The organism is Calothrix sp. FACHB-168 (assembly GCF_963889195.1).
GTDB lineage: Bacteria > Cyanobacteriota > Cyanobacteriia > Cyanobacteriales > Nostocaceae > Aulosira > Aulosira anomala_A.
Window position 1 is genome coordinate 66,779 of record NZ_CAWPNJ010000045.1, and the last position, 11,050, is coordinate 77,828.

The 11,050-nt window shown below is 40.6% G+C and carries 12 protein-coding genes; 7 read left to right on the forward strand and 5 right to left on the reverse strand.

What is annotated here, in order from left to right:
* Nucleotides 1–114: 114 nt before the first annotated feature.
* The gene (locus AACW45_RS25865; protein WP_190538596.1) at nt 115–2,583 is read left to right on the forward strand and encodes an ATP-dependent Clp protease ATP-binding subunit; all 2,469 of its coding nucleotides are present in this window, start codon (nt 115–117) and stop codon (nt 2,581–2,583) included.
* A 411-nt stretch (nt 2,584–2,994) separates the two neighbouring features.
* Here the strand turns inward: AACW45_RS25865 and AACW45_RS25870 are convergent, their stop codons facing one another.
* Nucleotides 2,995–3,696, reverse strand: a complete 702-nt coding sequence (locus tag AACW45_RS25870; RefSeq protein ID WP_190635708.1) for a lecithin retinol acyltransferase family protein — start codon at nt 3,694–3,696, stop codon at nt 2,995–2,997.
* Between the two features lie 410 nt (nt 3,697–4,106).
* Between AACW45_RS25870 and AACW45_RS25875 the strand changes: the two genes are divergently transcribed.
* From AACW45_RS25875 to AACW45_RS25895, 5 genes are all read left to right on the forward strand, one after another.
* Nucleotides 4,107–4,313 (forward strand): hypothetical protein, encoded by a 207-nt coding sequence (locus tag AACW45_RS25875; RefSeq protein ID WP_190635710.1) that lies wholly within the window; start codon nt 4,107–4,109, stop codon nt 4,311–4,313.
* The gene (locus tag AACW45_RS25880) at nt 4,313–4,582 is read left to right on the forward strand and encodes a type II toxin-antitoxin system RelE/ParE family toxin (protein ID WP_190635712.1); all 270 of its coding nucleotides are present in this window, start codon (nt 4,313–4,315) and stop codon (nt 4,580–4,582) included. The genes AACW45_RS25875 and AACW45_RS25880 overlap by 1 nt, the downstream gene beginning before the upstream one ends.
* A gap of 63 nt (nt 4,583–4,645) precedes the next feature.
* Nucleotides 4,646–4,963, forward strand: a complete 318-nt coding sequence (locus tag AACW45_RS25885) for a hypothetical protein (RefSeq protein WP_190635714.1) — start codon at nt 4,646–4,648, stop codon at nt 4,961–4,963.
* Nucleotides 4,960–5,328, forward strand: coding sequence for an aspartyl protease (locus AACW45_RS25890; RefSeq protein WP_190635716.1), 369 nt, complete (start codon nt 4,960–4,962; stop codon nt 5,326–5,328). Before AACW45_RS25885 ends, AACW45_RS25890 begins: the two co-directional genes overlap by 4 nt.
* Before the next feature lie 76 nt (nt 5,329–5,404).
* Nucleotides 5,405–6,028 (forward strand): hypothetical protein, encoded by a 624-nt coding sequence (locus tag AACW45_RS25895; RefSeq protein WP_190635718.1) that lies wholly within the window; start codon nt 5,405–5,407, stop codon nt 6,026–6,028.
* Here the strand turns inward: AACW45_RS25895 and fdhD are convergent.
* The 3 genes from fdhD to AACW45_RS25910 form a co-directional block, all read right to left on the reverse strand.
* Nucleotides 6,025–6,864 carry a formate dehydrogenase accessory sulfurtransferase FdhD gene (fdhD, locus tag AACW45_RS25900; RefSeq protein WP_190635721.1) on the reverse strand — a complete coding sequence of 280 codons (840 nt, stop codon included), beginning with the start codon at nt 6,862–6,864 and terminating at the stop codon, nt 6,025–6,027. The two genes, AACW45_RS25895 and fdhD, sit on opposite strands and share 4 nt — an antisense overlap.
* Nucleotides 6,865–7,018: 154 nt before the next feature.
* On the reverse strand, nt 7,019–7,759 hold the full coding sequence (locus AACW45_RS25905; RefSeq protein ID WP_190635723.1) for a Uma2 family endonuclease: 741 nt from the start codon (nt 7,757–7,759) through the stop codon (nt 7,019–7,021).
* A gap of 123 nt (nt 7,760–7,882) precedes the next feature.
* The gene (locus tag AACW45_RS25910; RefSeq protein ID WP_190635725.1) at nt 7,883–10,108 is read right to left on the reverse strand and encodes an FdhF/YdeP family oxidoreductase; all 2,226 of its coding nucleotides are present in this window, start codon (nt 10,106–10,108) and stop codon (nt 7,883–7,885) included.
* Between the two features lie 399 nt (nt 10,109–10,507).
* On the opposite strand from AACW45_RS25910, the gene AACW45_RS25915 reads away from it, so the two are divergent.
* Nucleotides 10,508–10,741 (forward strand): hypothetical protein, encoded by a 234-nt coding sequence (locus AACW45_RS25915; RefSeq protein ID WP_190635727.1) that lies wholly within the window; start codon nt 10,508–10,510, stop codon nt 10,739–10,741.
* Here AACW45_RS25915 and AACW45_RS25920 read toward each other — a convergent pair.
* Nucleotides 10,736–10,975: a hypothetical protein gene (locus AACW45_RS25920; RefSeq protein ID WP_190635729.1), complete on the reverse strand. Its 240-nt coding sequence runs from the start codon at nt 10,973–10,975 to the stop codon at nt 10,736–10,738. The genes AACW45_RS25915 and AACW45_RS25920 overlap by 6 nt on opposite strands.
* Between the last annotated feature and the right edge of the window lie 75 nt (nt 10,976–11,050).

The window sequence follows — 11,050 nt, forward strand, 5'->3', positions numbered from 1 at the left end:
CATCAACTTGGGTGATATCTCTAGGATGTCTTGATTTTTTGATACAGATATCCTAAACCTTAGCCTGTGCTAAAATCAGCGTACCGGCACGACGCAGGTGATGGGAAAAATGCCATGTTTGAACGCTTCACAGAAAAAGCTATTAAAGTAATCATGCTGGCCCAAGAAGAGGCCCGCCGTTTAGGCCACAATTTCGTCGGCACTGAGCAGATCCTCCTGGGTCTGATTGGTGAAGGGACGGGAGTGGCGGCCAAGGTGCTGAAATCAATGGGCGTCAATCTCAAAGATGCCCGAATTGAAGTAGAAAAAATCATAGGCCGGGGTTCAGGCTTTGTCGCGGTGGAAATTCCATTTACACCAAGGGCAAAGCGAGTTCTGGAACTATCCTTAGAAGAAGCGCGCCAATTAGGCCATAACTACATTGGCACCGAGCATCTCCTGTTGGGCCTGATCCGGGAAGGGGAAGGTGTAGCAGCTAGGGTGCTAGAAAACCTCGGCGTGGATCTATCTAAGGTAAGAACCCAAGTCATTCGCATGTTGGGAGAAACAGCCGAAGTTTCGCCGGGTGGATCGTCCAGCCGTACCAAAACCCCAACTTTGGATGAATTTGGCTCAAACCTGACCCAAATGGCAACGGACAACAAACTCGATCCAGTGGTGGGACGCGCCAAAGAAATCGAGCGAGTTATCCAGATTTTGGGACGCCGGACAAAAAATAACCCAGTGCTGATCGGCGAACCAGGGGTTGGTAAAACAGCGATCGCCGAAGGTCTAGCGAGCCGCATAGCCAACAAAGATGTCCCCGACATCCTGGAAGATAAGCGCGTAGTCACTCTGGACATCGGCTTGCTGGTAGCAGGTACCAAGTACCGGGGTGAATTTGAAGAACGCCTGAAGAAAATCATGGACGAAATTCGTCAGGCGGGTAACGTCATTCTCGTGATTGACGAAGTACACACCCTGATTGGTGCAGGTGCAGCAGAAGGCGCAATCGACGCAGCGAACATCCTCAAGCCAGCCTTGGCTAGAGGTGAATTGCAGTGTATTGGCGCAACAACCCTCGATGAATACCGCAAACACATCGAGCGCGATGCAGCCTTAGAACGACGCTTCCAACCAGTCATGGTGGGCGAACCCTCAGTTGATGAAACAATTGAGATTTTGTACGGTCTGCGCGATCGCTACGAACAACACCACAAGCTGAAAATCTCCGATGAAGCTTTAGTAGCGGCGGCGAAATTATCAGATCGTTATATTAGCGATCGCTATCTCCCAGACAAAGCCATCGACTTAATCGATGAAGCAGGTTCCAGAGTCCGGTTGATTAACTCCCAGCTACCACCCGCAGCCAAAGAGTTAGACAAAGAACTGCGCCAAATCTTAAAAGAAAAAGATGATGCAGTTCGCTCCCAAGACTTTGACCGAGCTGGGGAATTGCGCGATCGCGAAATGGAAATCAAAGCCGAAATCCGGGCGATAGCTCAAAGCAAAACCAATGCTTCTGGTAACGAAGGTTTAGAACCAGTCGTTACAGAAGAAGACATCGCCCACATCGTCGCCTCCTGGACTGGCGTTCCGGTGAACAAGCTCACCGAATCCGAATCCGAGAAGCTGTTGCACATGGAAGACACCTTACATCAGCGTCTCATTGGTCAAGAAGATGCTGTCAAGGCCGTTTCCCGCGCAATTCGCCGCGCTCGTGTCGGTTTGAAGAATCCCAATCGACCAATCGCCAGCTTTGTCTTCTCAGGCCCCACTGGTGTTGGTAAAACCGAATTGGCAAAATCCTTGGCTTCTTACTTCTTCGGTTCCGAAGAAGCCATGATCCGTTTGGATATGTCCGAATACATGGAGCGTCACACCGTCAGCAAACTGATCGGTTCGCCTCCAGGTTACGTTGGCTACAACGAAGGCGGTCAGCTAACCGAAGCAGTTAGACGCAGACCTTACACTGTGGTGCTATTCGACGAAATCGAAAAAGCCCACCCCGATGTCTTTAACATGCTGCTGCAAATTTTAGAAGACGGTCGCTTAACCGATGCTAAAGGTCGCACCGTTGACTTTAAGAATACCTTGCTGATTTTGACATCTAACATCGGTTCTAAGGTCATTGAAAAAGGTGGTGGCGGTATCGGCTTCGAGTTTGCTGATGATGCTAGCGAATCGCAATACAACCGCATTCGCTCCTTGGTGAACGAAGAACTGAAGCAATACTTCCGTCCAGAATTCCTCAACCGTCTAGATGAAATTATCGTCTTCCGTCAGTTGAGCAAAGCCGAAGTTACCGAAATCGCCGACATCATGCTCAAAGAAGTATTTGGTCGCCTGACAGAAAAAGGTATCACCTTAGAAGTCACCGACCGCTTCAAAGACCGCCTGATCCAAGAAGGCTACAGCCCCAGCTACGGCGCAAGACCATTACGCCGGGCAATTATGCGCTTGTTAGAAGATAGCTTGGCTGAAGAGATTCTCTCTGGTCGCATTAAAGATGGCGATATAGCGCTGGTTGACGTTGATGAAAACGGTAACGTTCAAGTCAGTTCGCAACAGCGTCGCGAATTGTTATCTCAAGGCGTTGAGTAAGATTTAAAATTTCCGATTTGGGATAAAACTCAAATTTAAAAATTCAAGCGGTAGAGTAGTAATTACTCTACCGTTTTTTGTTGTTATTAGAAATTCTGAAGTGGGAATACTAGTGCAAGAAAGACCGAGCAATAGGACTGTCCGTTCGCTCGTTTTCACCTTTTGACAGGAAATTATATCTTGCACAGTTTGGAATGTAGCTGATAAAGATACTCAGGCATTTTCAAGAAGAAAGAATCTGTTTTTGAAGAGCGTTTATGGGCATGTTAATAAGTAATGTTTAATGTGAATTAAGCCGTAAAACTCTTGTAATTTCGTAGGTAGTCCCAAAACAATGATTTTGAGCGAATCTAGACCCTATTAGAATCAGAGGTGTTTCTAATTCACTTCAGGCGTAAGTAGACTATAAAATTAACACCCTCGCAACTGACGAATAATGCTCAAAATTTCACCTCTTCCAAAGAACGCACCAAAATATGCCAAAACAATTGAGTCGTAGCTAGACTCGAAATTTTCTGATTTTGAAACAGAGGTTACATATAAGTGCTGTCCTCCTAATGGATGGCTTAGATGATATGTGTAGTAACCATCCTTTAACTTGCTAACAAAAACAGCGTTGTTAAAATCCTCTCTCGATAAATTAACATAACCACAGAACTTACACCTAAGCAATGCTTCACGCAGTTGGCTAAAATCGGAAATCATAGGCTGGCTAGTGAATGGATCATGATCCGTAAACAGATGCCAAATACTCTGGTCAGAATGTGGTGTGTGTCCAGTAACGTAGTGTGCAAAATGTTCACAATTGCGATGACCCACATGATAATCAATACCTGTAGTCATCCATTTAATTCGTTCAATTATCAATTTTTCACTTACCCCAGTTCGCTTTTCCAGAGTTATCTCTTGCAACTCTCCGTTACCCCCTAGCCACTTATACTCTAAGCCAGCTTTGAAAAGTTCTCTCCTGAAAACATGCCCCTTTCCACCCATCCAGGATATTCCATCCCAAGGCCCCCACTCAATAATCTCTCCATTACCAACATAAACGAAGAAATGACGGGTGTGAGCAAAGAGTTCAACCGACAAAATATCTCCAACTTGAAACTGCATAAATTTAAGATGCTTTGAACGACTACCTTAATTCGGCTGTGCTGCCTAATGTATCTGTTAAAAAGAGGATACCCATAACTGTTGTCTGTCTAACTATTTATAAAGAAGCAGTGTAAACTCAGCATCAGCGCCTCTCAAATTTCCGCTGCATTTGAGTGTATTTCTCGAACATATTAAAATCCCCGAAAGTGTTGGGTTTCGTTCCTCAACCCAACCTACATTTGACTTCTTCAGCTTTTTATTGAACTAGAAATTAGGGAGATAGAGAAGCAATTATCATTCTTCTTTTTCTCCCTTATTCTCCTCATCCCTGAGTTACTAGCTTTGAGCAGCACTTGGTATGAGAATATTTTATAAAGCTATTATTTATGTTAAATTGATCGAATAAGCACTAAAAGATCTTTTAAATTATGACTTTCAGTGATGTAGTTGAAGCAATTAAAAGACTTTCCACAGAAGAAAAATTAGAAATTCAACTGTTATTGCAGCAATATCTTCGAGAAGAAAAGCGCGAAGAGATTTATCGAAATTATCAAGCTGCGCAAGTAGAACAACAAAAAGGGGAACTAAAGTTTTCCTCTGATATCAATGAACTGAGACAACTGATAGAAGAGTGATGGTAAAAGTAAGTTTCAGTTCTGCATTTAAACGTGCTTTTAAAAAGCGAATTCAAGGAAATGTAGATTTAGAAGCACGGTTTTGGCAAAAGTTAGAGCAATTTACAACAGATCCATTTGCACAGGGTTTGAAAACTCACAAATTGTCAGGTAAGTTTAAAGATTTGTGGAGTTTTAGCGTAGATTATGACGAGAGAGTAGTTTTTTACTTTACAGATGATGGGGATGCTGTGTTTGTAGATATTGGTAGTCATGATGAAGTTTACTAAGTAAAATTATTTTACTGGAGCAAGATAAAATCAAGAACAGAATCACAGATAGGTAAGGTACTTATGACTAACACTAAGCCTGTCCGCCGTCGTCATCTAGGAAGAATCTTTCCAGAATTTCAAATTCCACTAGAAGAATTAGCTAGGCGGGAAGCAGAAAAAAATGCTCGTGGGCAAAAAGCTCGGATTATTTTTGATCGAGTTTGTCCGCAATTAATAGATGAACATTACAATTGGTTTATTTTAATTGAACCAAACAGTGGTGATTATTTTATTGATCGTGATGAGGATGTTGCTGACAAAAAAGCACGGGAAAAATATCCTAATAGCTGGCTCGTTACATTCCGTCTCAATGAAACAGGCACTTGTGGACGGATATGATTTCAGGTAGGTTTGGTGAAATTGGGGAGCTAATTTTTGAAATAGAGATTATTTCAGTTGATGGAGATAGCTATCCAATCGAAGTTTTACTAGACACAGGATTTACATCTGGTTGGTTGGCGCTGGATATACAAGACGCTGAAAGTATAGGGTGGCGTTTAATTGAACGTAATAGCACTATGCAAATGGTGCGGGGTGAGGCTTTTTTTGATATCTATGAAGGCAAGGTGAAATTGGATGAGCAGGAGTATATAATTCCTATTTTAGCTGCCGATGGAATTCCTGAGCCTCTATTAGGTTTACAATGGCTGAGAATCTTGCCATTATATGTAAATTTTTCAACAGGAATTTTGACACTAGGGTAAAAGTAAGTTGAATTAATTTACCGCAATCATCAACAATATTCCTGATGTTGCTGCTTTGTATCTTAAAATTTAAACAATGTCAATTTACAAAACTATACTTTGGTTCAATAGCTTAAGTTTATTACTAATAATTATTCTCATACTTGCTACTAAAGCATTTGATATATCAGCCGGAGGATTATTTTTACCTCCTCCGGCTCCCCAATATCCTAGCGCTGGTTTATTAACACATACTTTTCAACTATTATGTTGTGTACCTCCGTTAGTATGTGCTTTTAGTTTTGCGTTATTGCAAAAAATCAAACCTAACGGTAAAAACAATAAATTTATTCTTTCTTCAGCATTTTTAACAGCAGGATTTTTAATTAACGAGATTTATCGAATTCACATTACTGCTTTGCAATTTGGTATTCCTAAATTAGTAACTGTCTTCATTTATGCTACTATAGCCATTGCCTATGGATTAACTTTTAGAAGGCAAATCAAATCAACACAATACTTTATACTTATAGCTGGCTTAGGTTTATTAGCTATTGCTATTACAGTAGACTCACTCAAATTGAGTGGTAATAGTATTCCTAGTCTGCTTGAGGGTATACCTAAGTTGTTGAGTGGATTAAATGTGGCGCTTTATTATTGGTTTGTCTGCTATCAAGAAGTTCTAAATTCACTACATTTGGAAAAAGATAACAATTTTTAAGCAGTTTTTATCCGTTCCCAACCTGTATAAATATTGAAGCGTTCTCCCCGCAAAAAGCCAATTAACGTAATTCCAAATTCTTGAGCGACAGAAACAGCTAAACTGCTAGGAGCAGAAACAGAACAAACAATCGGTACTCCCGCAACTGTGGATTTTTGCAAAATCTCAAAGCTAGAGCGACCGCTAACCATGAGAATATAATTATTTAAGGGTAATTCGTCACTGAGTAATGCTGAACCAATTAATTTATCTAAAGCATTATGACGCCCAATATCTTCTTGTACATTTAACAGTTCACCTTGGGTATTAAATACAGCCGCAGCGTGTAAACCGCCTGTAGCTGTGAAGATACCTTGAGCCGCCCTAAGTTTTTCTGGTAGTTTGTAGATAATTTCAGGTGTAACTATCGGTTCTTGGGGAATTATTGCACAATTTCGCAAATGCAAAGCTTCTAAGCTGGCTTTACCGCATACACCACAAGCACTATTAGTATAAAAATGACGTTCTAAGGGTTGTAAATCGGGAATTAATTTTTCTCTAAGTTCTACATTTACTATGTTTTGACGTTGCCGTCCATCTAGAGATTCATCAATGCAATAACTCATGCGTTGAATATCTTTTTTAGAATTAATTACGCCTTCACTAAAGAGGAAACCAGCAGCTAATTCGAAATCTGCACCTGGTGTGCGCATTGTTACAGCTATTGTGCGCTGCTGAGAAATTAGGCGAATTTCTAATGGTTCTTCTGTGGTGAGATGATCCAAGCGGGTACGGATTTTGCCATTTTCTACCACACGAATAGTAGCTTTTGTTTTGCTTCCCAAAGGCTTATTCATTAGTGAAATTTTTAGGAATATTATTGAATTTTTTAAATTGATTTATGATGCCTATAAAGTAAAGCTTTTGGTGCGTTGCGCTACGCGACAACACACCCTACATAACAGATATTTAGTTTTTTTAAGAATTAAATAGGATTGCTACATACTACTTTTACAAAGTATCTGGATCAATACCTAATTCTCGCAGTTTTGTGGCTAGGCGTTCAGCGCGTTGCTTTTCTTGTTCAGCTAGTTGCTGTTGTTGTTGCGCGCGTTGTTTTTCTTGTTCAGCTAGTTGCTGTTGTTGTTGTGCAAATTCTTCTGGGGTGGGAATTACCTGTCCTTCGGCGGTGAAATAGCGCAATTTAGTTTCATGGATACCTAAATATAAACTTAGCTGTTGACTCCATAATAAACCTTGGGGATTTGGTTCTATAGGTTGATATGTTCCACCTAGCAAAATAAATCCAGCAAATTCTAAAGTCTTGGGATCAAACCAAAAGTATTCGGGAGTACGAAAGATATCTTGATAAATTTGTTTTTTTAAACCTTTATCAACTGATGCAGTTGTCGGTGAAAGTAATTCAATAATTAAATTGGGATATTTCCCGTCTTCTTCCCAAACAATCCAACTATTACGAATTCGGTTTTCTGTGTTGCAGACGATGAAAAAATCGGGGCCGCGAACATCTTCTGACTTGCGCTGACGTTGGCTGTAATAAATACTAATATTGCCGGCAGCAAAAAAATCATCAATATGTAGATAGTCTCGCCACCACCATTCTAAGCATTTTAATAACAGCAACATTTGCTGTAAATGTAGATATGTTTCCAAAGGCGGTTCGTCACTCAATAAATCACTGTTTGGAAATATAACATCTTCTGGTATCGGTAAATCTTTGGCGACGGACATGGTTTTTTTGTTGGGTGATTTAATTTTATCAGGAAGGCAGGAGGCAGACTGCAGAAGGAGGACAAGGGGGACAAATGACTATTGACTATTGACTATTGACTATTGACTATTGACCATTGACACCTAATCTATTTTTTCTAATTGCGCGATCGCATTATAATCTGGTACTCCTTCTAGGGAACGTTTAGTTTTATCTAGTAGTACGTTTCCTTCAGGCCAATGTATTTGTAAGTTACCTGGTTGAATTGGTGCTAAATACACTTTTCCTGGTAACTCGCCTAAATCATTTTTCACAATCACGCGATCGCCATCTTGTAATCCTAATTTTGCCGCATCGTGGGCATTCATTAACACTGCTTCTCGGAATGCGCCTGTAATGGCATCTTTCCGTTCTTGTACCATACTATTAAACTGCTTACCTCGACGGGTGGCGACAAAGAAATAACCCGGTGGTAATTCTTTTTGCGGTGGGGTTAAAGGTGTAAAGTGCGCTTTTCCATCGGGTGTGGAGAAATTCCAGCCAAAGCACAAATGTGAACCACCATATTGAAATTGAGCGCCCTGTTGTTGTAAGTGTTGAATTCCTGCATATTGGGGAATAACTTGGGCGATTTCTTGACGCATAGCGGCGGTATTTGTAAAAGCTAATTTATCAGCTAAATCTGGCTTTACCCGCCTTGCTAATTCCATAAATACTTCCCATTCTGGACGCGCTTCGCCAATACGTTGTCCGGGGATTTCGGGACTAAAAATTACTCGTCTTTCGGTGCTAGTTTCTGTTACTCCTCCGGGGATTTCGTAGCGAGTTGTTGCAGGTAAAAGGACTACTGTATCTGCTGGTTCTACTAACATTTGACTAGACAGCACAATATCCATATGTACCCGCAATGGTATTTGTTTTAAAGCAGTTTCTACATAATCGGGTTCTGGAAGTACTTCGAGGAAATTACCGCCCACAGAAAACAACACATCTATATTTCCTTGATGGGCTGCATTGATCATTTCTGGTGCAATTAATCCGGGTGTTATTGGGATAGCAAAACCCCATTTTTGACTTAATTCGCTAGCAGTTTCTAAAGTTATCGGCTTACCACCGGGAAACACTGTAGCGTAACATCCCATTTCTGCACCACCTTGTACCCCAGAATGTCCGCGAATTGGCATTAAACCGCAGCCTTCGCGACCGACAAAACCTTTGGTAAGGGCTAAGTTAATAATACTGCGGACGTTATCTTCGCCGCATTCATGCTGGGTAATGCCCATACTCCAGACGAATACAGCTTTGTTAGCTTCAGCAACCATTTTCGCAAAAGCATACATGCGATCGCGCCCAGTTCCAGAAAGTTTTTCTAATTCTTCCCAAGATTGGCGGGCTAGCTTTGTTTTCAGTTCCTCAAAGCCAGCAGTGTAATTTTTAATAAACGACTGATCTAGCCAATCGTTAGCAATCATGTGCTTAATTGTACCGTTCAAAAATGCCATATCTCCGCCCAAGCTGACCAAAAAGAAATCTTCGGCAAACTTGGTACCAAATAAAGCACTTTCCACAATGGAAGGTACCCAGTAGCGTTCCATTCCTGGTTCGCGGTAGGTGTTAATTACAACTATTTTTGTGCCAGCTTTTTTGGCATAGTGGAGATATTTGACGGTAACAGGCTGATTGTTAGCTACATTTGAACCAATGAAAACTAATAAATCAGTACCAATCCAGTCTTTATAAGAACAAGTAGTAGCCCCAGCACCTAGAGTAGATTTTAATCCGGCTGTGCTGGGCGAATGACAAATCCGGGCAGCATTATCAATATTATTGCTTCCCATTGCCCGCACGGCTTTCTGGGTAGCATAGTAAGTTTCGTTAACTGTGCCGCGACTGGTAATGTAAAAGCTGAGGCGGTTTGGTGTGGTTGCACGAATGCGATTAGCAATCACTGTTAATGCTTCATCCCAAGTGATACGGCGAAAGCCTTTGTCTCCTCGCTGGCGTATCATGGGATAGGGAAGCCTGCCTAAATCCCGTAATTGAGAACTTTTTTGTGTTTGTAAGGGGGAAATATCCTCTAGTATTTCTGCATCAAAGGCTGGCATAGTATTCATTTGTAATAGTCGCAGCCTGACATTGCAGAGATGAAGCCCATCCAGCGTCCAATCTTTCATGCCGGTGGTTCCCAAGGCGCAACCATCACAGACACCTTTATTGAGGATATTCCAAGCGTAGGGTAATTGTTTACGAGATAGCCATATTGCGCGAAAAACTTCCCAGTAGTTGTTAGGATATTGTTCGCCAATGCCGAAAGGCTTCCAACTAGCCCAGTGTTTAGGTGTCCAAAATTTCGCCGGTTTGGGCAACATAGCTAAATTTTATATGTGAAGATGCTTCTTACAGGCTAACATTTGGGTAATTACATTGCTTCTCATCAGGCGATCGCTCCTCAAAGCATACACCATATTTGAATATAGCCGTATCTGAAGATTTTAATGTCTCAAAATGCCTAATTATATTATTATATTGATATTTATACTTACATAAGCGCTTAAACAAAGGATCGCATTTGCTCATTTCAACAAAAATCTTACTTTCAGTCAGCTTTGCTTAATTTATCGCGCCCTTGTGGCTGACTTTTGATTGTTGCAGTAAATGTTAAAAATTTTTAAGAATAAATAAAATTCTATCCCCAGGCAGAAGTCAATTGCTGAAGGTTTTATCAAAATTAAATTTGTTGCTCCTCTTTAAATTTTTTCAGTGAAGCCATGCAAAATGACACTGCATTATCAAAAGAAGGTAAAAAAATGTTTTTTCATACCGAATTAGTCAGATTTGGTGTGAAGTATGAAAAAGCTACACAAGTTGCTAACATCTTAGCTGCGGAAAAACCAGATGAGCTTTTGACAGAAGAAGAAAAGAAACTTGTGGATGAAGTGTGTAATGAATGGCTGAATAACTATAATCGATATAAGAATATACAAAAATCAGCAAATTTATAATTCACTGCAACTATTTCTATCTTTTAATATCTTTAATATTTCTGCTAAATCTTCATGCAGAACTTGAGTATTTTCAGTTTTATCTAAGATTTTATATATAGCTAATTGGTTTTGGATAATAGTATTAGTGACTAATTCTAAATTATCTAATCTTTGGGCTAGAATATTTAAACGTAACTGAATTTCGTTAATTTGCGTATCTATCATACTGGAGTTTAGACTAAATGGAAGCAAACAGAAAATAACAGCAACAGATTTACTGAACTAAAAAAATACACCATAAACGGGTAGGGGAAGCGCCCCAAAAAA

Coding starts and splice junctions, on each gene's coding strand:
- AACW45_RS25865 (WP_190538596.1), top strand. CDS start 115: ATGTTTGAACGCTTCACAGAAAAAGCTATTAAAGTAATCATGCTGGCC.
- AACW45_RS25870 (WP_190635708.1), bottom strand. CDS start 3,696: ATGCAGTTTCAAGTTGGAGATATTTTGTCGGTTGAACTCTTTGCTCAC.
- AACW45_RS25875 (WP_190635710.1), top strand. CDS start 4,107: ATGACTTTCAGTGATGTAGTTGAAGCAATTAAAAGACTTTCCACAGAA.
- AACW45_RS25880 (WP_190635712.1), top strand. CDS start 4,313: ATGGTAAAAGTAAGTTTCAGTTCTGCATTTAAACGTGCTTTTAAAAAG.
- AACW45_RS25885 (WP_190635714.1), top strand. CDS start 4,646: ATGACTAACACTAAGCCTGTCCGCCGTCGTCATCTAGGAAGAATCTTT.
- AACW45_RS25890 (WP_190635716.1), top strand. CDS start 4,960: ATGATTTCAGGTAGGTTTGGTGAAATTGGGGAGCTAATTTTTGAAATA.
- AACW45_RS25895 (WP_190635718.1), top strand. CDS start 5,405: ATGTCAATTTACAAAACTATACTTTGGTTCAATAGCTTAAGTTTATTA.
- fdhD (WP_190635721.1), bottom strand. CDS start 6,864: ATGAATAAGCCTTTGGGAAGCAAAACAAAAGCTACTATTCGTGTGGTA.
- AACW45_RS25905 (WP_190635723.1), bottom strand. CDS start 7,759: ATGTCCGTCGCCAAAGATTTACCGATACCAGAAGATGTTATATTTCCA.
- AACW45_RS25910 (WP_190635725.1), bottom strand. CDS start 10,108: ATGTTGCCCAAACCGGCGAAATTTTGGACACCTAAACACTGGGCTAGT.
- AACW45_RS25915 (WP_190635727.1), top strand. CDS start 10,508: ATGCAAAATGACACTGCATTATCAAAAGAAGGTAAAAAAATGTTTTTT.